22 protein-coding genes are annotated in these 23,639 nt (G+C 47.2%); 7 read left to right on the forward strand and 15 right to left on the reverse strand.

What is annotated here, in order from left to right; genetic code table 11:
- Positions 1–22: 22 nt before the first annotated feature.
- The 4 genes from glsB to AC121Z_RS15770 form a co-directional block, all read right to left on the reverse strand.
- The gene (gene glsB, locus AC121Z_RS15755; protein ID WP_498128281.1) at positions 23–940 is read right to left on the reverse strand and encodes a glutaminase B; all 918 of its coding nucleotides are present in this window, start codon (positions 938–940) and stop codon (positions 23–25) included.
- 15 nt (positions 941–955) lie between these two features.
- Positions 956–1,414: a DUF4112 domain-containing protein gene (locus AC121Z_RS15760; protein WP_498125209.1), complete on the reverse strand. Its 459-nt coding sequence runs from the start codon at positions 1,412–1,414 to the stop codon at positions 956–958.
- A complete protein-coding gene (gene hemH, locus AC121Z_RS15765; protein WP_498125211.1) occupies positions 1,414–2,493 on the reverse strand; it encodes a ferrochelatase in 1,080 nt (359 codons plus the stop codon). Before hemH ends, AC121Z_RS15760 begins: the two co-directional genes overlap by 1 nt.
- Before the next feature lie 87 nt (positions 2,494–2,580).
- Positions 2,581–4,173 carry an AbgT family transporter gene (locus AC121Z_RS15770; protein WP_498125212.1) on the reverse strand — a complete coding sequence of 531 codons (1,593 nt, stop codon included), beginning with the start codon at positions 4,171–4,173 and terminating at the stop codon, positions 2,581–2,583.
- 213 nt (positions 4,174–4,386) lie between these two features.
- Between AC121Z_RS15770 and AC121Z_RS15775 the strand changes: the two genes are divergently transcribed.
- The 4 genes from AC121Z_RS15775 to AC121Z_RS15790 are packed head-to-tail and all read left to right on the forward strand — an operon-like array spanning position 4,387 to position 9,386.
- Entirely contained in the window at positions 4,387–4,926 is a 540-nt protein-coding gene (locus AC121Z_RS15775; protein WP_498125214.1) for a hypothetical protein, read from the forward strand.
- A gap of 6 nt (positions 4,927–4,932) precedes the next feature.
- Positions 4,933–6,705 (forward strand): OmpA family protein, encoded by a 1,773-nt coding sequence (locus tag AC121Z_RS15780; RefSeq protein WP_498125216.1) that lies wholly within the window; start codon positions 4,933–4,935, stop codon positions 6,703–6,705.
- 13 nt (positions 6,706–6,718) lie between these two features.
- Positions 6,719–7,210, forward strand: coding sequence for a Rab family GTPase (locus tag AC121Z_RS15785; RefSeq protein ID WP_498125217.1), 492 nt, complete (start codon positions 6,719–6,721; stop codon positions 7,208–7,210).
- Position 7,211: 1 nt separating this feature from the next.
- Positions 7,212–9,386, forward strand: coding sequence for a putative bifunctional diguanylate cyclase/phosphodiesterase (locus AC121Z_RS15790; protein ID WP_498125218.1), 2,175 nt, complete (start codon positions 7,212–7,214; stop codon positions 9,384–9,386).
- A 76-nt stretch (positions 9,387–9,462) separates the two neighbouring features.
- Here the strand turns inward: AC121Z_RS15790 and hflC are convergent, their stop codons facing one another.
- The 9 genes from hflC to AC121Z_RS15835 all read right to left on the reverse strand — a co-directional run bounded on the left by hflC (position 9,463) and on the right by AC121Z_RS15835 (position 19,275).
- Positions 9,463–10,353 carry a protease modulator HflC gene (gene hflC / locus AC121Z_RS15795; protein WP_498128283.1) on the reverse strand — a complete coding sequence of 297 codons (891 nt, stop codon included), beginning with the start codon at positions 10,351–10,353 and terminating at the stop codon, positions 9,463–9,465.
- 2 nt (positions 10,354–10,355) lie between these two features.
- A complete protein-coding gene (gene hflK, locus AC121Z_RS15800; RefSeq protein WP_498125219.1) occupies positions 10,356–11,516 on the reverse strand; it encodes an FtsH protease activity modulator HflK in 1,161 nt (386 codons plus the stop codon).
- Between the two features lie 77 nt (positions 11,517–11,593).
- On the reverse strand, positions 11,594–12,886 hold the full coding sequence (gene hflX / locus AC121Z_RS15805; RefSeq protein ID WP_498125220.1) for a ribosome rescue GTPase HflX: 1,293 nt from the start codon (positions 12,884–12,886) through the stop codon (positions 11,594–11,596).
- A 17-nt stretch (positions 12,887–12,903) separates the two neighbouring features.
- Positions 12,904–13,146, reverse strand: coding sequence for an RNA chaperone Hfq (gene hfq / locus AC121Z_RS15810; protein WP_100657784.1), 243 nt, complete (start codon positions 13,144–13,146; stop codon positions 12,904–12,906).
- A gap of 80 nt (positions 13,147–13,226) precedes the next feature.
- On the reverse strand, positions 13,227–14,162 hold the full coding sequence (miaA, locus tag AC121Z_RS15815; RefSeq protein ID WP_498125221.1) for a tRNA (adenosine(37)-N6)-dimethylallyltransferase MiaA: 936 nt from the start codon (positions 14,160–14,162) through the stop codon (positions 13,227–13,229).
- On the reverse strand, positions 14,159–15,841 hold the full coding sequence (mutL, locus tag AC121Z_RS15820) for a DNA mismatch repair endonuclease MutL (RefSeq protein ID WP_498125223.1): 1,683 nt from the start codon (positions 15,839–15,841) through the stop codon (positions 14,159–14,161). Before mutL ends, miaA begins: the two co-directional genes overlap by 4 nt.
- Positions 15,842–15,851: 10 nt before the next feature.
- Positions 15,852–17,132, reverse strand: a complete 1,281-nt coding sequence (locus tag AC121Z_RS15825; protein WP_498128284.1) for an N-acetylmuramoyl-L-alanine amidase — start codon at positions 17,130–17,132, stop codon at positions 15,852–15,854.
- Between the two features lie 128 nt (positions 17,133–17,260).
- On the reverse strand, positions 17,261–17,758 hold the full coding sequence (gene tsaE, locus AC121Z_RS15830) for a tRNA (adenosine(37)-N6)-threonylcarbamoyltransferase complex ATPase subunit type 1 TsaE (protein WP_498125225.1): 498 nt from the start codon (positions 17,756–17,758) through the stop codon (positions 17,261–17,263).
- A gap of 8 nt (positions 17,759–17,766) precedes the next feature.
- Positions 17,767–19,275 (reverse strand): NAD(P)H-hydrate dehydratase, encoded by a 1,509-nt coding sequence (locus AC121Z_RS15835; RefSeq protein WP_498125226.1) that lies wholly within the window; start codon positions 19,273–19,275, stop codon positions 17,767–17,769.
- A gap of 6 nt (positions 19,276–19,281) precedes the next feature.
- Between AC121Z_RS15835 and queG the strand changes: the two genes are divergently transcribed.
- Entirely contained in the window at positions 19,282–20,424 is a 1,143-nt protein-coding gene (gene queG / locus AC121Z_RS15840) for a tRNA epoxyqueuosine(34) reductase QueG (protein ID WP_498125228.1), read from the forward strand.
- Here the strand turns inward: queG and hemE are convergent.
- Together hemE and nudC are read right to left on the reverse strand one after the other, a co-directional pair.
- Positions 20,421–21,485, reverse strand: a complete 1,065-nt coding sequence (gene hemE / locus AC121Z_RS15845; RefSeq protein WP_498125230.1) for a uroporphyrinogen decarboxylase — start codon at positions 21,483–21,485, stop codon at positions 20,421–20,423. The genes queG and hemE overlap by 4 nt on opposite strands.
- Before the next feature lie 200 nt (positions 21,486–21,685).
- Entirely contained in the window at positions 21,686–22,516 is an 831-nt protein-coding gene (gene nudC, locus AC121Z_RS15850) for an NAD(+) diphosphatase (protein WP_498125232.1), read from the reverse strand.
- A gap of 96 nt (positions 22,517–22,612) precedes the next feature.
- Between nudC and AC121Z_RS15855 the strand changes: the two genes are divergently transcribed.
- A complete protein-coding gene (locus tag AC121Z_RS15855; protein ID WP_498125234.1) occupies positions 22,613–23,095 on the forward strand; it encodes an Rsd/AlgQ family anti-sigma factor in 483 nt (160 codons plus the stop codon).
- 102 nt (positions 23,096–23,197) lie between these two features.
- Positions 23,198–23,638 carry a transcriptional repressor gene (locus tag AC121Z_RS15860; RefSeq protein WP_498125236.1) on the forward strand — a complete coding sequence of 147 codons (441 nt, stop codon included), beginning with the start codon at positions 23,198–23,200 and terminating at the stop codon, positions 23,636–23,638.
- Position 23,639: the final 1 nt, after the last annotated feature.

The raw sequence follows: 23,639 nt of genomic DNA on the forward strand, positions 1-23,639 counted from the left end.
TCAGCAAATAGAGGTTTGATTTTTAAAACAATTGCAGAGACAAACGGCTGGCGAACTGCTCCAGTGCATAGATCCCAGCACTTGAATTGCCATAACGATTTAGTTTAGGTGACCATACTGCAATGCTGAATTGGTTTGGCACAAATGCAACTATCGCCCCACCCACACCAGATTTTCCTGGCATACCAACCCGATAAGCAAAATCGCCACTGGCATCGTACAAACCACTGGTGAATAACAATGAGTTTAATTGTGCGTTCTGTTTTGCCGATACCACTTCTTTTTGGGTCAGTGCGTCCTTGCCTTTATTGGCGAGAAAACTAAATGCGGTGGCCAGCTCAGTAGTGTTCATTTCGATAGCACAAAATGAGAAATAGGTTTTTAATACATCGTCAACAGCATTGTCGAAGTTACCGAAGGACTTCATTAAATTAGCCATCGCCGCATTACGGTAGCGATGTTCGTATTCACTACGAGCCACCATCAAATCAATAACCAATTTTGGATTACCCGATAGCTCTCTTAACGTTTCTAGCATGTGGTGAATGGGAGCTGATAACCGCGAATACAGTGCATCACAAGTGACAATTGCCCCAGCATTAATAAACGGATTGCGCGGTTTACCCTGCTCAAACTCTAACTGGGTTAACGAATTAAACGCTGTACCTGATGGCTCTTTGCCGACGCGTTGCCAAAGGTCATCGCCATAGCGTTGCAATGCTAACGTTAATGTCATAATTTTGGAGATCGATTGAATGGTAAAGCGATGTTCACACTGGCCGACACTGAAGCGTTGACCGTTTGTCGTGCATACCGACATGGCAAAGGCGTCGACGGGAGCATTGGCTAATGCCGGGATGTAATTGGCAACTTCACCCTCTAGGCTAGCGATTTTACCACCTACATCAAGATAAATCGCTTCGAGAGTTTCTCTTAACAAAGAGTCAGTAAGCACTTACTTATCCAACTCTTCCATTTTTTTCTCCCACTCGGCTAATTTCTTTGCTGTATTGCTGTCAACCTCTGACTTATGGGACTCAATCCACCAGCGTTCGAGTAGTTGCACATTTTTGCGGTTGGCTTTGTAAAACAGATCGACCACGTCACCGACAATGGGAATAAAACCAAGCCCAAAATCCACTAAAACGTTGCGTAGCATTTTACTTTGGATATGTTCAGGGGCACCTAACTTTCGCCCTAAATGAACAATCCGCAAGGCTGCTAATACCATGGTTGCATCACCCACACCGGGAATTAAGCCGATCAGGAAATCCAAGCCAACCGGAATACCGACAACGGGAATTCTCACCGCAGTGTCGAGTAAATTTGCTATATCCTGCGCTTTGCGCAGTTCCTTGGGAGCCATACCTTGTGGATTATCATCTATTTTGGGTGTCAATTGCTGAGTATCCATTAGCGTTCTGCCCCTAATTCTGCAGCCAATTTCGCGCGCAGTGTGTAATCATCGCCCACTTGCCACGCATGCAAGTTTTCTTTGACCAGCGAAAATAACACATCAATATGCGTAGGGTCACTGTTCAACGCAGCAATGTATTCGTAACGCTCGCCTCCAGCGGTGAGAAAATAGTCACGATTTTCAACACCAATCTCTTCGATCGTCTCGAGGCAATCAGAAGAAAAGCCTGGGCACACCACTTGCACAGATTTCACCCCTTGTTCCGGCAGAGCTTGGAGGGTGTGGTCGGTGTAGGGCTTTAACCATTCTTCGCGCCCAAAACGTGATTGGAATGTGGTCATATATTCACTTTGCTCGAGACCCAAATGTTCTGCCAATAAACGCGATGTTTTGTGGCACTCACAATGATAAGGATCGCCATTCAGTAGGTAGCGCTTCGGGATCCCATGATACGACATGATCAACTTATCCGCGCGGCCGTGCTGCTGCCAATGCGCTTTGATCTTATCGGCGAGAGCGGTTATGTAACGCGTATCATCATGATAGTGGCTAACAAAGCGAAAGTCGGGCAGCCAGCGGCTCTGCTTAAAGCAATCAGCAATTGCGTCGAAGGTAGAGCCGGTGGTGGAAGCGCAGTATTGCGGATAGAGCGGAAGCACCAGAAGCTTACGTACGCCTTGTGCCTGCATACGAGTGATGGCTTGACTAATACTTGGCTGCCCATAGCGCATGGCAAAATCCACCACCACATCCTCACCGAACGCTTCTCGACAACGCTCGTTGAGCGCTGCACACTGGTTCTTGGTATGTACCATCAAGGGGGAACCCTGCTCAGACCAAACGGTACTGTATGCATGTGCTGAGCGCTTTGGCCGAATGTTAAGAATAATCCCGTTGAGTACAAACCACCAAATTAAGCGCGGTACTTCAACTACACGCGGATCCGATAAAAACTCTTTCAGATAGGGTCGTAATGCTTGCTTCGTGGGTGCTTCTGGGGTGCCAAGATTGGTAATCAATACACCAATCTTATCGTGTTGGCGGTGAGAAAATCCGGTATTCGATTGATACTTCATAATGCAACTTAATAAAAAGGGTTAACCACAGTACGCAGCTAACCCTAATTTAGACTTATCACACTCGCAATCGCAAGTGACATTTTGTTACGGGGTGTAATAGGTTGCGGCCCCGGGACCGACGGGCATACCAAATACAAACACCCATACATAAAAGAGTATCGTCCAGCCAACAATGAATACCATTGAGTAAGGCAACATCGTGGCGATTAACGTACCCATGCCCAAGTCCTTTTTATAGCGTGCAGCTATTGCGAGGATCAGACCAAAGTAACTCATCATGGGTGAAATCACGTTCGTCACCGAATCGCCAATCCGATAGGCCGCTTGGATCACTTCGGGAGCAAAACCAATCAACATTAACATGGGAACGAAAATCGGTGCCGTTACAGCCCACTGTGCGGAAGCGCTGCCTAGCGACAAGTTAACGATGCCACACATGATAATAAATAAAATGAATACCTCTGGCCCATCTAAACCAAGGGTCTGCAACAAGGTCGCGCCTTGCACCGCCAATACCGTACCTAAATTGGTCCATTTGAAGAAAGCAACGAACTGCGCAGCAAAGAAGACCAAGGTAATGTACAGACCCATAGACCCCATACTTTTCGACATGGCATTGATGATGTCTTTATCATTTTTCATCGTCCCAGCAACGCGACCGTAAACAAATCCCGGTACGGCAAAAGTGATGAAAATAAACGCGACAATGCCCCGTAAAAATGGTGACCCTGCAACCTCACCGGTTTCCGGATGACGCAAAATTCCATTTTCAGGTACGATGGTCAGTGCCAGCAGGCTACACATTAAAACAAATGCCACGCCGGCCCAACGTAAGGCCTTACGCTCCTGCTCAGTCGGCGCCTCCATTTTCTGCTCGCCAAGATCAATAGACGCTTCTGATGGATCGTATTTGCCTAAGCGGGGTTCAACAATTTTTTCGGTGACAAAAGCGCCCATAAAGGCAACCGCAAAGGTACTAATGAACATAAAGTACCAGTTCACCTCCGGTCCAACCACGTAACCCGGATCAAGCATATGGGAGGCGGCTTCGGTGATCCCCGATAGTAGCGGGTCAACAGTGCCGAGCAACAGGTTGGCGCTATAGCCCCCCGAAACGCCGGCAAAGGCAGCTGCAAGTCCTGCCAGCGGGTGGCGGCCAAGGGAATGAAAGATCATGGCTGCAAGCGGAATGAGCACAACGTAACCCAGTTCTGAAGCGGTATTCGAAATTATCCCAGCAAACACAATCGTAACAGTAACCGCACGTTTGGAGGCATTCATAACCAAAGCCCGCATGGCAGTCGATAGCAAACCACTGTGCTCAGCAACAGAAACCCCAAGCAAGGCGACCAGTACCGTACCTAATGGTGCAAAACCAGTAAAGTTGGTGACCAAATTCGTCACGATGCGTTGCAAGCCTTCTGCATTAAGGAGTGAGATGACTTCTATCATGCCATCAGGATCGCGGCCAGCAGCGCCCAATGGACGCGGATCCGCAACACCGTAATCGATGAAGCCCAACAACCCGCTTAATAAAACGATGAAACACGCTAACAAGGCAAACAACGTTATCGGGTGGGGGAGCAAGTTCCCCAACCATTCAACGGTAGCCAAAAAGCGATTAAACCACCCACCATTCTTTGGCGTGGTAGTTTGAGATACATTGTGAGAAGTCAAACGCAGCCCTCTATCTATCGCGATGAACCGAAAAGGGTATCGGTTACAGCTTTATAATAATTATTTGGTATAAGCGTGAGTTTACCTAATTTCCTGCCAGAAGTGCAGACTTAATCCAATCAACGGCCTCTCAATCTGTACACAAAGTGTGCAAATGTTAAAAAAAAGTATATATTTCAGACAAGTGTTTGCGCTTGCAATGAGGAAATGCACATGGCTGAAAAAACTAAAAAGCCCGCAACAGATGAGCCGCAAGGAAGTAACGACGAGCTTCATCAGCTCCGAGAGATTGTTTTTGGCGCTGCGCGTCGTGAAATTGAAGATAAGATTGCCAATCTCGATCGTAATATGCAGAGCTCTTTCGCTGAATTGCAAAGCGCCATGTCTGAACACGTGAAAGCGTTGCACGCGACTATCGAAAAAACTGCCGCAGACTTACAGCAACAACTATCAACTGTCGATCAAAGTCACCAGCAAAAAAGTGATGAGCTTAATACCTATGCCGATCGCTTATCATCTGAACTAGAGATGGCGGAAACTTCCGCTAAAGAGGATGCTGAGCAATTACACGACCGACTCGATAAAGAAGTTCGCAAACTTACCGAACATTTTAATAGCCGTTATGAAGAAGCCATGGCCAAATTAGCGCAAGTAACACAGGAGCTAACGACATCAAAAACTGATCGTAAAACGTTGGCGAAACTCCTGGCCACAATGGCAATCAATCTAGAGACAGACGAAAGCGACGAGTAGCCCTACATGTCGTTACAATCGGATTCCGATAAAACCGCTTCAGAACGTGACAGTGATGAACTTGAACATCTTCGCCAGATTATCCTAGGGAAAGATGGTAAGCACTTACTTGCAGCCTTAAAGCCTCATTCAAGGAAGTTGGTTGGAGATGTGTTAGTTCAGGCACTGCATGATAGACAAAAAGCGGATAACTCCATTCAACATGTTGTATCGCCAATGGTTGAAAAAACCGTTGAAAAATCCGTGGCAAACCATAGCGAGCAATTTATAAGTATTTTATACCCGCTCGTGGGTAGTTTGGTGCGTAAATCGGTCAGCGCGTTCTTATCTCAATTTATCGAGCGTACTAACGATATTATTGAAAATGCTTTGTCACCCAAGGGTCTGAAGTGGCGTTTTCAAGCATGGCAAGCCGGCGTTAAATATTCCCAGTTTGTCGCCGGGCAAACCTACGTCTACAAGATTGAGCAGTTGCTGCTGATCCATCGTGAAACTGGACTCTTACTTAAATCAGTATCAGCCAATGTTGAAGCTGACGCTGATGCCGACCTAGTATCGTCGATGCTCTCGGCCATTAACGAATTTGTCGCGGACTCTTTTTCTAAAGAAAATTCCGAGCGGCAACTGGATGAAGTCAAAACTGACGATTTCACTCTGCTAATTTCCTCAAGTCCTCACGCCCTATTGGTTGCAGCCGTAACCGGGATTGTGCCGCACGATGTGCGCGCACGCCTGCAAGAATTACTGGATAATATTCATAGTGTGCATCGTGAGGAATTACAACATTTTAACGGTGATACTTTACCCTTCGAGGTCACAGATATTCAGTTGCGCGAGAATCTTGCGGCGCAAGTGAAACCTGAATATGAGAAAAAGAACAAAATACCCTGGTTTGGCTGGGCTGCGTTCTGCGCCATTTTATTTGCCTTGCTTTACTGGGGGTACTCTGCGTGGCAATCGCACCAAGTTTATCAGTCGCTGCTCACCTTAAATCAAGAACCCGGCGTGTTGATCACTAAGATCGTCGATGGACCTAAGGGAAAGTACGAAGTGACCGTGTTGCGCGATGCTGAGAGCGACAGTTTAAAAGACTGGGTCGCTACCCATGGACTAACCTCTAATGATGTCATTTTTCGCGAACAATCATTTATTTCTTTAGAACCCGTGATTGTTAAACGCAAACTATTAAAGCTTTTACGTCGCTTCCCACAGGTCGAAATAGTTGAGGATCTTAAAGTAACACTCTCGGGTGATTTGAATTGGCAGGATATGCAGCAATTTAATGCTGCCCTAGCGGCACTTCCGGGGATCAACACTATACCGCTGGATCGCAGCCAAGTACGATTAGCTGAAGTGAGTCTACAAGCCAGCGATCAGCCCGCGATCCAACGTCAACTGTTTGAACAACTCGTGGGTGAAATCTCTCGCGTGAACATTGAATTTGATAGCGGCGATGCCGAGCTTAATCTATTAGCAATGGACAACATTATTGCCTTGACTAGAATTCTGAAAGACGCTTTAAAAACTGCGCAAAATTTAAACTTAAGTGCTAATCTAATTATCATTGGGGCGAGCGATTCAACCGGTGCATCAAGTACTAACTTGCGCCTCAGTTTAGCGCGCGCAAACGCCGTAAAAGCCGCGTTGATCAATCAAGGCATTCCGGTAAGCCAATTATTTGCCACCGGGATCGGAGAAATCAATTTGTCTGATGACGCTGTGGCGACACGTCGTGTCATGTTTAACTTGATGTACGCTGATAACAAGTCTACACCGTGAACCAAGGAGGGGTATGTTACAAAAGAAGGTCTGTATACTAGGCGCTACCGGCGTCGGCAAGACCAGCCTCGTTCGCCAATTCGTTGAAGGCTTTTTCTCCGAAAAGTATCTCACAACGATCGGTGTCAAAATCGATAAAAAGCAAATCCGTGTCAATGATACCGACGTGCAGCTCATGCTATGGGACCTGGAAGGCATTGACCGCTATTGTGGTTTTAAACCTCGTTACCTCCGGGGTGCTAGCGCTGTTTTCATCGTAATGGATCGAAGCCGCGCACAATCCTTAGTAGAAGGCATGGAAATTCTGGATATGGTTCAAGAACATACCAATATCCCAGCCATTATGGTCGTAAACAAGTGCGACCTGGCGGAAGCATGGCATTGGGATACCGATCATGTCAATTTGCAAGCTGAGCAATTCGCAGCAATTTTTTACACCAGTGCCAAGACTGGAGAAAACGTTGAAGCCATGTTCGAAAAAGTTGCGCAGCTGAGTTTGAGCTAACATGAATTCTTCACTTTTTCAGGCCTTAGGAATTATTGATTGCACAATTTTGCGGCATTTAGGTAAGCGCTATTTTGAAGTCATCTTCAGCAAAGCTGGTTGGAGTGAATTGCTTTTGCCTGAAAGCAAAAGCTCAAGCCCCTTTTTACTCAGCGAGAACTCACCATTTCTGAATGACTTTTTAATCGAGGCCGAAGACTTTTGGCAAAAACACGCAACAGGCCAGGTCCATTCAGGGATTTGGACTGAACAGTGTGGCCAACAAACGCTGCATCTAGAGGCAATTGCGGCTTATGCCGGGGGTGAACAATTTATTGTTATCAATAACATGCAACATGAATATCAGGAGCAACAAAAGACCTTACAAGTTGCCAGAGAATTATTGCTATCGAACGATAAATTGCAGTCCCAGCATCAATATATGCAAGACCGACTCGCTCAAGTATTAGGGCAAAATGCCAGCCTTCTTGAACTCTCTCTGCCCGTGCAGCAAGCCATTGAGCACGCTACATTGGCAGTGATTATTACCGATAGTCAGTGGCAAACTTTTACCATTAACCCCGCCGCTTGGCAGTTATTCGCACTCGACCCGCAAAAAGCGGATACTTCCCCGCTAAGCATCGTGCAGCGCTTGCTCGAAAAGCAATACCCTGAGTTTGAGCGGATCATTAATTATCGCTCAGATTGGAGTGGTGAACTTTACTGGCATAGTCCACCTAATTACCACAAATGGATCCAATGTGAACTACATCCGATCAGTGATGAGAAACAACACGTCAAACATTGGATAATTACACTAAGCGATATCACCCGCATTAAGTATTTGCTGCAAGCAAACGAGGATTTAGCGCTGCATGACTCACTGACGGGGCTGCCCAACCGTCAGTATTTCTGGCAGAAAGTCGAGCAGTCTATCGAAGCTCAACAACGCTTTTTTGTAGTATATTTGGATATTGAAAAGTTCAAACAAGTGAATGAGCTGCACGGCCACTCGGTTGGTGACTCTATGCTGATTCTCGTGTCTAAACGGTTAAAAAAACGGCTGCAAAAGGAACATTTTCTTGCTCGTGTGGGGGCCGATGAGTTTGCCATAGTGGTACCAGAAACGTCTGCTCAGCAACTGTTAGAAGAAACATCGCGTGGTGATGAGGTGGGCGATGAAATCGAGCGTGTTATTACCCTAGCGGCCGACTTGCGCAATGATTCACTGGCGCCTCATTATACTGAGCGAGACGAACGCTGTAGTCTGCCGCTTCGGATTGGTATTGCACACTATCCAAGCGATGCCGTGCAAGCAGAAGCGCTAATGAAGGCAGCCGACCTCGCACTGCAAGCCGCAAAACTGTTTGCGCAGGATCCGATCCAGCTGTATTCGAATGATTTAAAAGAGAGTTCCGAGGCGCGTTTGCGCATTGAAAACAAGCTTCGTGATGCGATCAGCAATGAAGCGTTAGAAATTTACTTGCAACCCATCGTCGATTTATCTTCGGGCAAAGTAGTGAAAGCGGAAGCTTTGTTACGTTGGTTTCAACCTGACGGAGAAGCGATATCACCTGATCTATTTATCCCTGTTGCCGAACAAACCGGTCTCATCTATCCGCTGGGAAAATGGGTGATCACACAAGTTTGCCACATTCTATCTGCATTTAACGCGCGGAATATCAACATCAAGTTAGCAATGAATGTGAGCCCTAGACAAGTAAGTGAACGCCATCTTTTTGAATTCATTAAAGCCACAGCAGAACAATTAGGGGTGGATGCTCACAAGCTTGAGTTAGAGCTTACAGAAGGGGTTTTAGTTGATAATTACCAGAAAGCGCAGAAATTGTTAAAGTCATTACGTGACATGGGAGTGACAATATCAGTCGATGATTTTGGTACCGGATACAGCTCCCTCGCTTATCTTAAACACTTACCGATTGATCATCTGAAGATCGACCGCTCATTCATTAGTGATCTGGACCGCGATGATGACGACCGTGCTATCGTTTTAGCGATCCTAGCCATGGCCAATCAACTCAAATTAACGGTCATAGCAGAGGGTGTTGAAACCGAGGCTCAGCAGCAGTTTTTAAAGGAGCACTTTTGCACTTCTGCGCAAGGGTACTTGTACGCTAAACCCATGCCGCTGGATGATTTTTATGAATTTTTAGCTGCGCAGGACAGTGTTCAATAGCCAGCGTCAGCTACTGAGCTCGCATAAAAAACGCCTCGTATAGAGGCGTTTTTAGTTGTTAAGTAAATGGGGAGGTTTACTTACTCGCCTGCCCCGATTGTTGATTTAAGTAACGGAAGAAATCGTTACTAGGCTCTACCACCATAATGTCTTGCTTGCTATTAAAGCTCGCGCGATAAGCATCCATACTGCGCAGGAAGCTGTAGAACTCTGGGTTTTTAGAATACGTAGAAGCGTAAATCTGCGCCGCCAAAGCATCTCCTTCACCTCGCAATTGCCGCGCGTTACGTTCGGCATCTGCTAACATAACTTCAACCTTAGCATCGATGTCAGCGCGTAGAACTTCCGCTTGTTCTTGACCTTCCGAGCGGTGCTCTCTGGCCACACCCGCACGCTCTGCACGCATCCGTTGGAATATCGAAGCACTAACTTCAGTCGGCAAATTGATTTGTTTAACCCGCACGTCAACGATGGCAATACCTAATTCATCAGAACTACTCGAGGCCTGCTCCATTGCCTGATCCATCAGGGCTGAGCGCTCGCCCGATACGATTTGCGCAATCGTACGTGCACCAAATTCAGAACGGAGACCGTTGTTCACTTTCTGCTTCAATAGCGCTTCAGCCTGCAGCTTGTTGCCACCTGTTGACAAATAGTAACGTTCAAAGTCATTGATGCGCCATTTCACATAAGAATCAACGATCAAGTCTTTCTTCTCAGACGTCACAAAGCGATCAGGCGCATCATCCAAAGTTTGCACACGCGCATCCAAGGAGCGAACTGAATCAATAAACGGCAGCTTAAAATGTAATCCCGGAGAAAATACTTTGGTTTCTCCCGTTTCACTGTCTTTTTGAATTTTACCAAACTGGATCACAATGGCCTTATTACCTTCTTTAACCACAAACAACGAGCTAAAGCCAAGTAAAACAAACAAGGCAAGAATCACTATACCTAAATTTTTCATCATTAATCCCTCCCACCGCGGTTAAAACGATCAGTGCGTGAAGATGTCCGTGGCGACGTATTCGGCGTCTGGTCCGGCGTAGCGGCATTACGCAATGAATCTAACGCGTTGCGTGATACATCTTGTGAGAACGGAGCGTTGTTTTGACGATCCATCAATTTGTCCAGAGGTAGATACATAATGTTATTACCACCGCCTTCATTATCCACCATGATCTTAGATGTGTTACTGAACACATGTTCCATGGTTTCAATGTAGATCCGTTGACGCGTCACTTGTGGCGCCGCTTCATACTGTGGTAGCAGTTCCTCAAAGCGAGCAACTTCACCCTGCGCCTGCAAAATCACACGCTCTTTGTACGCTTGCGCTTCTTCATTCATACGATTAACTTGACCACGCGCACGTGGTTCAATTTCACGTGCATACGCTTCCGCTTCGCGGATGAAGCGCTGTTCATCTTCCTGCGCGGCAATCGCATCATCAAAAGCGTCTTTCACCTCTTCCGGTGGACGTGCGTCCCGGAAGTTCATATCGACAATTTGCACGCCCATATTGTACGGTTCAATGATTGCTTGGAGCTCTTCCCATACACGTTGACGAGTCACCTCACGGCCATCAGTCAGTACATCATCCATTTTGGAATGCCCAACCACATAGCGGATTGCACTATCAAGCGCCTGGCTTAAGCTCACTTCTGGTTCCACTACAGCAAAAGTCCAGCGGTATGGATCAACCACACGAAATTGCATTTCCATTTGCACGCTAACAAGGTTTTCATCTTCTGTGAGCATCGAACCCGACGACGATTGATCGCGGATGGACTGAATATCAACGGGTATAACAGTATCAACGAAGGTTGGCTTCCAACGTAAGCCGGGTTCTACTTGCGAGTAATACTCACCAAAGCGCAGAACTACACCTCGTTCCGCTTCGCGGATGGTATAAAAACCGCTTATTACCCATACGACAACTAGCAGACCAACGATAATGCCAGCGCCGATACCACCAAAGCTCTTGCCCGAACTACCCCCTGAGCCACCACTTTTCGCAAACTTACCAAATAAGTTCTTGAACACATCGTCTAAATCCGGTGGGCCTTGATCACGCCCTCCTTTATTTTTCCAAGGGTCGTTGTTATTTCCACCCGGCTCATTCCAGGCCATAAGCATACTCCGTAAACTTCAATTAAATTCTGATACGTACCGGCACGCAATTCAGTTTGCATGCACCCACTTTAAACTTATTCGGACGTTATTACGAGGTCGTCCAGCGCGCCTTTTTCGCGCTTCAACAAACGCTGCCAATCGGCACTTGGCATTCTCACATCAACTACCCAATCGCCACGCTCATTGTATTCTTGCGCAGCAATGCAATTCAATTCATACAAAACACCGCGCAAATGGCTGGCGCTTGCCGGAATACACAATCGGCGTTGTACAATTGACTTCGATAATCTCTCAATGAGGGCTTGATGCAATAATTCAATCCCTAACCCTTGTTGTGCTGATACCCACACACGAATGGGTTGCTCCATTTCATCACGATCAATTCGCGGTTGCATCCCATCAAGGCGATCTATTTTGTTACAAACCATCAATTGCGGCACTTCATCCGCGTCAATTTCTTCTAGTACCGCCTGTACCTGATCGGTATTTTCTTGGTATTTATCATCCGCATAATCGACCACGTGCAACAGCAGATCGGCTTCCTGAGTCTCTTGTAATGTCGCTTTGAACGCGGCAACCAAATCATGCGGTAAATGACGAATAAAACCCACAGTATCGGCCAGTATTACCGGCCCTACATCTTGCAGGTCGAGCTTTCGCAACGTAGGGTCAAGTGTCGCGAAGAGCTGATCGGCGGCGTATACCGCAGATTCCGTTAAGGTGTTGAATAACGTCGATTTACCGGCATTGGTATAACCCACCAGTGAGACTGTAGGGATTTCCGCGCGCTTACGCGAGCGGCGCCCTTGCTCGCGTTGTTTGGCAACCTTTTCCAGCCGCCGTAGGATGGCTTTTATCCTGCCACGTAATAAGCGTCTGTCAGTTTCAAGTTGAGTCTCACCAGGACCGCGTAAACCGATCCCGCCTTTTTGGCGTTCAAGGTGAGTCCAACCACGGATCAAGCGAGTCGAAATATGTTTCAGCTGCGCCAACTCAACCTGTAGCTTGCCCTCGTGGGTCCGGGCGCGTTGCGCAAATATATCTAAAATTAGACCCGTACGGTCAATCACTCGACATTTAAATACTTTTTCAAGATTGCGCTCCTGCGAAGGCGAAAGCGCGTGATTAAAAATCACTACGTCAGCCTCTAGGGTGCGCACTATATCGGCGATTTCGTCGGCTTTGCCCGAACCAATAAACAATTTTGCGCTCGGTGCTGTGCGAGATGTAGTGACGACATCAACAGCAGACACCCCTGCAGATGACACCAGCATCTGCAATTCAGAAAGTGCTTCTTTACTTGCTTCGTCGGTAAATTCAACATGCACCAGAACGGCTCGCTCGCCTGATGCATAGCGGTCAAACAAGAGGGGCTCCGCTTAGTTTAATCAGAAGAATTAGCATCGTCTCCGGTCGGCATTTGAATGGCTCTGGATGGAACTACCGTTGAAATAGCATGCTTATATACCATCTGGCTAACCGTGTTTTTCAACAAAATGACAAATTGGTCAAATGATTCAACTTGACCTTGCAATTTAATGCCATTAACCAAGTAAATAGATACGGGGATTCGTTCTTTTCTTAGCGCGTTCAAGAATGGGTCTTGTAGAGATTGCCCTTTAGCCATCTGACTTCCTTAATTATTATCATTGTTCTATGTGAAAGGATACACCAGCCACCCTTATAATGTATAGCACAGTAAGCTGGTTAATTAATAACCATTTTTGTTATAACAGCAGAATTATCTTCTGAAAACGTATTCAACCAATGCAAATCACTCCAGCCTCGCAACCACGTGTGCTGACGCTTAGCCAACTGACGTGTTGCTGCCACGCCTTTATCAACCATATCGGAATAGGCAAATTCGCCATCTAAATATTGCCAGACTTGGCGATACCCAACACAACGCATGGAGGGCATATCAAGATGTAAGTCACCCCGATTGCGCAGCGCCACCACCTCATCAATGAAGCCTGTTTCTAGCATTTCCTCAAATCGTTGCTGTATACGCTCATGCAGTACTTTTCGATCGGTCGGTGCAATCGCAAATTGATAGACCGCAAGTGCCTGATCGTCTAACAAACCTGGTGTCTTTTGTTGCTGCCAATAACTGAGCGGTTTCCCTGAACTGTAAAAGACTTCTAGCGCCCGTCCGATACGCTGAGGATCATTGGGATGAATCCGTTGTGCCACGATTGGATCGATCGCCTGTAAGCGCGTGTGAAGTGCAGGCCAGCCGTGCGTCGCTGCCTCTTGCTGAACTTGCGCTCGAAGGCCGCCATCAGCTTCAGGGATCGCTGAAATACCGTTAATCAGTGCATTAAAATACATCATAGTGCCACCCACCAGCAGTGGAATGTGGCCACGCTGTTGAATTGCCACAATGTGGTTTCTAGCGTCACGACAGAAATCGGCGACTGAATAGCTCTCGGCAGGATCCCGAATATCCAATAACCAATGCGGCGCGCGTTGTTGCTCTGCTGAAGTAGGCTTTGCCGTGCCAATATCCATACCACGATAAATCAATGCTGAATCAACCGAGATAATTTCTCCCCTGACTTGTTCAGCCAGATCCAGCGAGAGCCCCGTTTTACCGGAAGCGGTTGGACCCATTAAACAAATAATTGGTTGTCGATCCGTCATAATTCATCCAATAATAATGGCTTGGCGAATTGCTGTAACTGTGTGTGTTGTTGATCTTGCGGCAGAGCCTGAAACCAGCGCAGTACCTCATGTAAAGGATAATCATGCTGAGTCAGTGTGGTTGCCATCAAAGATGCTAGCGATGTTACAAGGTCACTTAAATCCAAATCTGCAAAGGAATTAAACAGAATTGACCAAGGCATCGAACGCCATCCCGCTGGCACTTGCTTTAGCACCCGTTTGCTGGCGACTTTATCGATATGCAACTGCAACTTTGCAAATGCTTGCCTACGCGACTCATCCCATGCCGCACTGTCAGGGATCGCTACCGGCATCAATAAAGGCTGAGAAACCGTTATTTTTCCCAACTGATGTTTTAGGTACAAGCTCAACAGCTGCTGCTTCTCGAATAAAAAACACTGATTGCTATCCTGATAGCCAACGATAACTCGATCTTGTAATTGGATTAACTGACAGCTAGTCAGCTGAGCTGCTGGGGCAGGCTGGCGCATCAAATTAACGTAGCTACTTGCAGCCCTTGAGTTATCACCGGAAGCTTGCGCAGCGAACGCTGGGGCTGCTTTTGCTGGCGCAGTTGATTGATGCAGAGAGCGCAATTGATCAGGTACTTGATATCCATGTGTCGACTCAGCAACGGAAGCCAGTGTAGACTCGCCCCCAGCATCGCTTATCAACGTCATTAACGCCTGCTTTACCTGACTGACGATAAAATCATGCACCTGACGCGCTTGATGGAAGCGAACTTCGTGCTTTGCAGGATGTACATTAACATCGACTTCAGTCGGATCCACGTGCACAAAGAGCACGTACTGCGGCGCTTCGAGTGGGATCTCTGTCAAAACAAAGGCTTGCTTGATTGCATGATTAATCAATTTATCCCGCATCGGTCGCCCATTCACAAAACTATACTGCCAATCATTGGTAGCAGTATCTTCGGTTGGCGCCACAATGAAGCCTTTTAACTCGATGCCTTCACATTCTGCCTCGATAGACAGTAAGCTTTGGTTAGCGCTCTTACCCAGCACATCTTCGATTCGTTTGCTTAGGTTTGCCGTCGCTTTCCACTGTTTATGACGCCGGTCATTGTGTTTTAGTACAAACTCGATGCCGGGATTAGCTAATGCAATGCGCGTCATGACTTGTTCAATATGTGCAAACTCGGTCTTCGCAGTACGCAAAAAGCGTCGCCTTGCAGGTGTATTAAAGAACAAATCGAGCACATCAATGCTGGTACCATTGGGATGCGCCGCCGGTTGCACATTAACCTGCATGTCTCGCCCTTCGGTATGCGCCTGCCAAGCTTCACTTTGGTTTGCCGGTTTTGAGGTTAAGGTTAACCGAGCCACCGAACTAATGCTGGCTAACGCTTCGCCGCGAAACCCCATACTTTGAATAGCTTCTAAATCAGCAAGCGTGGTAATTTTGCTAGTGGCATGACGGCTCAGGGCGAGCGCGAGTTCTTGTTGCACGATGCCACAGCCATTATCACGCACTAAAATGCGCTTATGGCCGCCTTGTTCAATATCTACTTCAATTTTAGTTGCACCCGCATCAATACTATTCTCGACGAGTTCTTTTACGACGGACGCGGGGCGCTCTACAACCTCACCAGCAGCGATTTGATTTGCCAGTTCAGGTGGCAATAATTGGATTGACACGTAAAACCTTTTAGGACGCGGGTATTGTTAGCACCTGACCAATGCGAACAATATCATTAGTCAGATTGTTGGCTTGCTTTATGCTGCTAACTTTAACATTGTAACGTTGCGCCAACAACGAGAGCGATTCACCACTGCGCACTTTGTGAGTACGCACACTGTCTTTCAATGATGCCCATAGGGTGCCATCCGGCGGTACCGCCTTGAAGTAACGTTTTGTCGCAGTAAATATCGATTCTGCCAAACGCTCACGATGCTTAGCCCAATTCAAATTCTTTTCTTCTTGAGGGTTCGAAATAAAACCTACTTCAACCAATATTGAGGGAATATCTGGCGAGGTTAACACCGCCAAACTTGCGGCCTGCGGACGGGTTTTATGCATTTTGGTGATTTTGCGCATTTCTTGAATGACCTTTTCACTCAAGTCATGGCTAGTGGCTCTGGAATGATCCATAGACAAGCCAAGAATGGTTTCGGCCAAATAGCGCTCACTCACCGCATCATTGATCACCTCAGCAGCGCCGCCGAGCAATTCTGAATGCCGTTCTGTTCTCTCCATCCAGCGTCCAAGCTCAGTATCTGCTCGGCCAGTACTCAAAACCCATACCGAACCGCCTTTGGGCTGCGGCGTGGTAAAAGCATCAGCGTGAATCGAAATCAATAAATCTGCCTTATTCCGCCGCGCAATTTCAGGGCGTTGGTTAGGTGTAATGTAGTAATCACCGGTACGCGTCATGATCGCCCGCATGCCCCGCTCACGGTCAATTAATGCTTCAAGTTTTTTGGCAATACTTAACACGATGTTTTTTTCGTACGTGCCCGATGGACCAATAGAGCCAGGGTCTTCTCCACCGTGCCCCGCATCAATGGCGATAATAATGTCACGATCGCGATCACTTTGGTCGCTACTTTTCACCACCGTTGCTTGCGGTGACTGGATCGAATATGGCAAATCAACAACGAGACGATGCCCATAGGGTTCAGTCGGTGGCATCGCAAACAAGTTCGCAGTTACTGCGGCAGAAAGATCCAGCACGATGCGCGTCGACTGCGAATTTTTCGCGCTGCTGGTGCGGATCCTACGCAAAATCTCATTACTATTTTCTGGCGCATCAAGTGCGGTGGCTAATTGTGTATCGGCAAAATCAATAACCAAACGATCGGGGTTTTTTAACGTAAAATAAGTAAATGTCGGTTGTGCGGCAACATCAAAAACAACCCGCGTGTTGTTCGGCGATGGCCATACCCGAACACCCTCTATTGAGTTTTGTGCAATAACCCACAGCGGCATAAGTGCAAGGAGCAACCCACAAACGAGACGACCAACCGTTCGCTGCTTATGAAACCCTTTAGTTACTTGCACATACATCAAAATTCGTTGCCATCGCGGTTACATATAGTTGAGTTGCTACTGAGATATTAATTCTCTCGATAAGTTCCTGACAATGCGGTCAATAGTGGCGCGGCATTGGGTGAATAACTCGTAAACACAAATTCGCGCGCATCAGGCTCAGCCGGTAGCGTTTCTATACTAATGCTTAAGTCTGGTGCTGCCAAGTGTTGAGCACCTTTCTCCGGCCACTCAAAAAGGCAAATTGCTGCACTCTCTAGGTAGTCCCGAATACCCATAAACTCCAACTCTTCAGGGTCAGCCAGTCGATACAAATCGAAGTGATAAACATTGAGCTGCTCAAGCTCATAGGGCTCAACCAGCGTGTAAGTGGGACTCTTGACTCGTCCAGTATGCCCAAGGCCTTGGATCAAACTGCGGCTAAAAGTGGTTTTGCCTGCGCCTAAGTCACCACGCAAATAGATCACCATTGGCAGAGGAGTCTGATGTAACAACCCCGCTAATGTTTGCCCAAGTTGCTCCGTTTGCTGTTCGTTAGTGACGGAAATCGTGAGTGTTTGTGTCATTTAATCGCCTAGCTGATACGGTTATTGATCAACGCTCGCACAGCATCGAACAAGTCACTGGCGAGCAAACCGCGTTGCCCGAATTGTTCGGCTAATACATCGCCAGCGCGCGCATGCAGACAGACCCCAAACTTACAGGCAACTTCTGGACTTAACGTTTGTGCAAGTAAAGCACCCAGAACACCGCTGAGGACATCACCCATACCTGCGGTAGCCATACCAGGATTGCCATGTCGACACACCCAGGCATGCTGTTCATTATCAACAATGCTTCCTGCGCCTTTGAGGATACATGTGGCATGATAACGCTGAGCCAGTTGTCTGGCCGCGTTAAAACGGTCCCCTTCGACCTCATCCACACTGACATTTAGCAGTCTTGCAGCCTCTCCTGCATGCGGAGTAAGCACACACTCACGCATATTGAATGTGCCAGAGTAACGCGAAAGCAAATTAAGCGCATCAGCATCAATAACAATAGGTTTATTGTGTGAGTGACAATATTGCAGCGTTTTATCAAAGACATTCTGACTCCAGTCGTCTTGCCCTAAGCCGGGACCGATCACCACACACGTAGCCCATTCTAAGGCCTGCTCAAAATTGTCAGTGATCACCATAAGCTCTGGTCGCCCAGCATTAATTTGGATTTTCGAATCTTCATGTGCATAGACTTTTACTAAACCAGTGCCGCTGCGCAAAGCAGCTTCACCCGCTAATCGAATAGCGCCAGCAGTGCCTTTATTACCACCCACACAAAGTAGGCGGCCATAAGTGCCCTTATGGCTATGAATTTCCCGCGGCGCCATTTGCGCAAAGTTTTCTAATTCAATCACAGTGGCAGACGATTTGGCGCGCGCAATAAAGGCCTTTCCAATGCCGAGATCATCAAAAACTAAGTGCCCACATGACTGTTTCCCAGCGCCTGTGGTAAGGCCTGGTTTTATACCAACCAAGGTAACCGTGTAGTCAGCTTGAATACAACGCCCCATGGATTGTCCCGTGTTGGGTTCAAGGCCTGAGGGAATATCAATACTGACAACCGCTGTCTGGCTGGCATTAACACAATCGATAATATCTGCGTATTCAGTGCGGATTAAACTATTGGTACCGGTCCCCAAAAGAGCATCCACAATGACGTCACTGCTGTCCACCAGTGCACAGTCAAATGGACTGACCTCACCGCCAGCGGCTAACCATGCTTGCTGCGCACGTAGCGCATCCCCCTGCAACTCGCGCTCAGGCTCAACAGCACACAGGGCGACCTGCTTGCCGGCTTGTTTGGCCTCCACAGCAACAACATACCCATCACCGGCGTTATTCCCATGGCCGACTAGAACCAAATACTTTTCGCTATTAGGTAAATGCAACTGACAATTGCTAAAAACACTCTTACCCGCTCGTTGCATTAAAGTGTACATGTCACAGCCGGATTGTTCTGCTGCGGCCTCTTCGTTATCGCGGATCTGGTCGGCGCGATAAAGTTTGTGTGCTAAGCTTTGCGCCAATTCTGTATCTAACATAGTGCTATGACCACCATAGATTCTATCGATTTAAATCAGTTAGCAGACAATATCAAGGCTTGGGGCAAGGCGCTAGGTTTTCAGCATGTTGGCATCTGCGATCTTGATCTATCGCAACATGAAAAGTACCTGCAGCAATGGCTGGACGCTGGATTTCATGGTGACATGGAATATATGCAACGCCATGGTCTTTTGCGCGCCCGCCCTGCCGATTTAGTGCCTGGTTCATTGCGAGCCATCAGTGTAAGAATGGACTATCTGCCGGAAAATGCAGCGTTTGCTAAACAACTCAGTGACTCTTCCATCGGCTATGTTAGCCGTTATGCCTTGGGCCGGGACTATCACAAAGTCATGCGCAACCGTTTAAAAAAATTGGGCGATAAAATCGTTGCCGCATTTGCCAAGACTGAATTTCGGCCTTTTGTTGATTCCGCACCTATTCTTGAGCATGCGTTGGCCGAGAAAGCGGGTATTGGTTGGACGGGAAAACACTCTCTAACCCTAAATAAAGAGGCCGGTTCCTGGTTTTTCTTGGGTGAGCTCTTGATCAATATTCCCTTGCCTGTCGACCAACCCGTTAGCAATGCCTGTGGCAGTTGCAATGCCTGTGTAACAATTTGCCCAACCAACGCCATCGTCGAGCCGTATAAAGTGGATGCTAGACGTTGCATCAGCTATCTGACCATTGAGTATAGTGGCATCATTGAAGAAGCATTGCGCCCGCTGATGGGGAATCGGATCTACGGTTGTGATGACTGTCAGCTAGTATGCCCCTACAACAAAGATGCCCCATTGACTAAAGAACCTGATTTTAGCCCTCGCAGTCAGTTATATGGCCGCTCACTGGATGAATTGATCGGTTGGACTGAAGATGAATTTTTAAATTTCACCGAAGGCTCGCCTATCCGTCGCATTGGCCACCAACAATGGCTCCGTAATGTGGCTATAGCTATAGGTAACGCGCCTTACGCGGAGCGTTACTTGAATGCGTTATCCGCGGCGAAGCAACAGGCGGGCGATGTCGCACTTATTCATATTGATTGGGCAATCGAGCAGCAACTGCGCCGCCAGCAGGAAGAGCCAGCGATAAATCGCCAGCAGGCTCGGCTGGTCCGCTCGATCGAAAAAGGCTTACCGCGTGACGCTTAGCTTTGATGATAAGGCTGGCTTAAGCGATGCACAGCATCAACGAACACTTTGGCATTTTCAGGTGGCACATCGAGATGAATACCATGCCCCAAATTGAATACATGACCGCTACCGTCGCCATAGCCGCGCAAAATTAGATCGACTTCTTGTTCAATCCGTGATGCCGGAGCGTACAATATCGATGGATCCATATTGCCCTGCAAGGCCACTTTGTCACCGACTCGAGCGCGTGCGTCTTGGATATTTATGGTCCAATCAAGGCCTACCGCATCACAGCCAGTTGCCGCGATAGACTCTAACCACATGCCGCCATTTTTGGTAAATAAGGTTACCGGCACTCGACGCCCCTCGTTTTCGCGGATCAAGCCATCGACTATCTTATGCATGTACTGCAGAGAAAATTCTTGGTAATCGCGCGGCGTGAGCACACCACCCCAAGTGTCAAACACCATCACTGACTGCGCACCGGCTTTAATTTGCGCATTCAAATATAAAATAACCGAATCGGCTAACTTATCGAGTAACGCATGCAATGTCTCTGGTGCGGCATACATCATTTTTTTAATTTTGGTAAATGCTTTACTAGAACCACCCTCAACCATGTATGTCGCCAACGTCCAGGGGCTACCAGAAAACCCTATCAATGGAACATCACCATTAAGCGCCGTGCGAATCGTACGCACAGCGTTCATCACATAACCGAGCTCATCTTCTGGGTCGGGGACTGGTAGTTTTTCAACCATGGCTGCACTGTCGACCACTCGTTCAAACTTAGGTCCTTCGCCGGTTTCAAAGTATAAACCAAGACCCATGGCATCAGGGATCGTCAGAATGTCTGAAAATAATATGGCTGCGTCTAAGTCATACCGTCGCAACGGCTGAAGGGTCACCTCACAAGCTAATTCGGCATTCTTGCATAACGCCATAAAATCGCCGGCTTGCGCACGGGTTGCCTTATATTCTGGCAGGTAACGACCGGCTTGACGCATCATCCAAACAGGAGTGACATCAACAGGTTGTTTGAGTAATGCGCGTAGATAACGATCGTTTTTTAAAGCCATGCAGTTTTGTCTCTTAAGCTATTGCGGTAAATAAACCGGCGCAATATAACAATAATTCAGCGTCTTTTCAGCGTTTGTTGGTGAGCAAATACGGGAAAACTAACTTTTATTGGCTAAAACTTGCGCAATAAGTAAGTGTTTGCTATACGTATAAGTCATAGAAAAAAGAGAAGCTCGTTAACGAGACCGCGCTAGTAGATTCAGCCCGAACCTTTGGTCGGGCTTTTTTGTTGGTCACGGATCCGTTTTACAGTAGTTTCTATGAGCTGCCCGGCAATGGATAGTTTAGGCGGAACTTTCGGTAAGTTATCGACGTGAAACCAGTCAGCAGCACAAATTTCATCATTATCTATAGTAATCTCACCCTCGGCATACTCTGCGATATAACCGACCATTAACGAATGCGGAAATGGCCAAGGCTGACTGCCAAAGTATTCAATATTTTTTACCCGTACGCCGACTTCTTCCATCACCTCGCGGTGCAGCGCTTGTTCTAAACTTTCACCACTCTCAACAAAGCCAGCCAGGGTAGAATACATGCCCGTGTCTTTGTGTCGCGACCCCATTGCGAGTAACAATTCGTCAGCGCGATATATGGCAACGATAATACAGGGTGAGATGCGTGGATAAGTGCGATGATGACATTGATAACAATGCATCGCCATTTCCCAATTCACTTGCTGCATTCTATTTCCACATTGACCGCAGTATCGATGCGTACGCAAAAACACCGCGTATTGCCACGCTTTAGCAATCAACCCAAACTGTTCGTTATCAGCATACATTAATGCGCTGCGCAGGCTTGATGTAGTTAACTCGGTGGCCAACTTTTCACGCTGTAAATCAATAAGTACGACTGGATGTTCATTGTATTGGCCAATCTGTACAACCGAGTCTTTATAATGATGAAGGTCAGTAAGTGCTGACCAACTGTTGAAAATGAGGATTTGGTCACTCTCGTCACGTACAAATCGGTCTTCACTCACAATTAGCCAATAAGCCTGAGTTGAGGGGGATACATCAATAGTCATGTGCCACGTTCCTAGCTATAACCAATAAAGTTGTTCACATTTTGCACAGTGCTATACTGGAGATCCAAGACACCGTTTAATTAGGTACGTTATCACATGTTGAGTACGACCGAACATAAAACCAGTCGAGGTTACGACGTTAGTGTTGTACTCAATAATTGGTTGAACGAGCGCCAGCAATTGTGGGTTGACTACTGCAGTATCGCTGGGCTCACAGCCAATAAAACGCAGGGAGCCAGCTCCCTGCCAAGTGCACATCAATTAACTCGCTTTTGTGAGCTCATGATGGATTATGTTTCCGCCGGTCACTTTGAAATTTTTGATATATTAGCCAGTGAGGATCCCGATGGTGAAGCGTTGCGCGAATCACTCTATCCGCAATTATTAGCGACTACCGACCAAGCCCTTGAATTTAACGACGCCTACGGCGGAGTAGAAGAAATTATTAATTCCGCCATGTTCGAACGTGCAGTCGCGCGACTTGGGGAAACACTTGCCGTTAGATTTGAAATTGAGGATCGCATCATTCAGCACCTCGCAGAGCGATTTTTACCCTCAGATGTTGATTCACTGAGTTAAAAATATGTTATTCTCAAGCGCATAAATCAACGTTGGTAAATGCATAACGATTGCGATATCACTTAATGCATTAGCCACTACGCACATGTACCGTATTATACGATGAAAAACACTGCCACATTGGTCTCGCAAGCGCGCGCATTTTGTGAACAAAAAGGTGCTCGATTCACTCCTTTGCGGGAAAAAGTCTATCAAATCTTGCTGCTCAAAAGCCGTCCTATGGGTGCCTATGAGTTACTTGATACATTGCGAGAAACTGAAGACAGTGCCAAGCCAGCGACAGTCTATCGCGCGCTCGACTTCCTGTTGGATTTTGATTTAATTCACAAGCTAGAGTCGACCAATAGTTTTGTGGCTTGTCATCACTTTGGCTGCAGTCATCCCGTGCAATTTTTGATTTGTGATAGTTGCGGCGATGTCGCAGAAATCCAATCGGAAGGGATTGAAGATAAATTAAATGACCAAGCCAAAGCGCGGGGATTTTTGATCTCCAAACAAACCATTGAAGCCCACGGGTTATGCACCGACTGTCAACAGGAGTAAT

It is taken from the genome of Alteromonas sp. DYW1 (assembly GCF_059752595.1).

Excerpts from the sequence above, each read along its gene's own strand:
- AC121Z_RS15760 (WP_498125209.1), bottom strand. The coding sequence starts at position 1,414 with ATGGATACTCAGCAATTGACACCCAAAATAGATGATAATCCACAAGGT.
- hemH (WP_498125211.1), bottom strand. The coding sequence starts at position 2,493 with ATGAAGTATCAATCGAATACCGGATTTTCTCACCGCCAACACGATAAG.
- AC121Z_RS15775 (WP_498125214.1), top strand. The coding sequence starts at position 4,387 with ATGGCTGAAAAAACTAAAAAGCCCGCAACAGATGAGCCGCAAGGAAGT.
- AC121Z_RS15780 (WP_498125216.1), top strand. The coding sequence starts at position 4,933 with ATGTCGTTACAATCGGATTCCGATAAAACCGCTTCAGAACGTGACAGT.
- AC121Z_RS15785 (WP_498125217.1), top strand. The coding sequence starts at position 6,719 with ATGTTACAAAAGAAGGTCTGTATACTAGGCGCTACCGGCGTCGGCAAG.
- AC121Z_RS15790 (WP_498125218.1), top strand. The coding sequence starts at position 7,212 with ATGAATTCTTCACTTTTTCAGGCCTTAGGAATTATTGATTGCACAATT.
- hflC (WP_498128283.1), bottom strand. The coding sequence starts at position 10,353 with ATGAAAAATTTAGGTATAGTGATTCTTGCCTTGTTTGTTTTACTTGGC.
- hflK (WP_498125219.1), bottom strand. The coding sequence starts at position 11,516 with ATGGCCTGGAATGAGCCGGGTGGAAATAACAACGACCCTTGGAAAAAT.
- hfq (WP_100657784.1), bottom strand. The coding sequence starts at position 13,146 with ATGGCTAAAGGGCAATCTCTACAAGACCCATTCTTGAACGCGCTAAGA.
- miaA (WP_498125221.1), bottom strand. The coding sequence starts at position 14,162 with ATGACGGATCGACAACCAATTATTTGTTTAATGGGTCCAACCGCTTCC.
- AC121Z_RS15825 (WP_498128284.1), bottom strand. The coding sequence starts at position 17,132 with ATGCCGCTGTGGGTTATTGCACAAAACTCAATAGAGGGTGTTCGGGTA.
- tsaE (WP_498125225.1), bottom strand. The coding sequence starts at position 17,758 with ATGACACAAACACTCACGATTTCCGTCACTAACGAACAGCAAACGGAG.
- AC121Z_RS15835 (WP_498125226.1), bottom strand. The coding sequence starts at position 19,275 with ATGTTAGATACAGAATTGGCGCAAAGCTTAGCACACAAACTTTATCGC.
- queG (WP_498125228.1), top strand. The coding sequence starts at position 19,282 with ATGACCACCATAGATTCTATCGATTTAAATCAGTTAGCAGACAATATC.
- hemE (WP_498125230.1), bottom strand. The coding sequence starts at position 21,485 with ATGGCTTTAAAAAACGATCGTTATCTACGCGCATTACTCAAACAACCT.
- nudC (WP_498125232.1), bottom strand. The coding sequence starts at position 22,516 with ATGACTATTGATGTATCCCCCTCAACTCAGGCTTATTGGCTAATTGTG.
- AC121Z_RS15855 (WP_498125234.1), top strand. The coding sequence starts at position 22,613 with ATGTTGAGTACGACCGAACATAAAACCAGTCGAGGTTACGACGTTAGT.
- AC121Z_RS15860 (WP_498125236.1), top strand. The coding sequence starts at position 23,198 with ATGAAAAACACTGCCACATTGGTCTCGCAAGCGCGCGCATTTTGTGAA.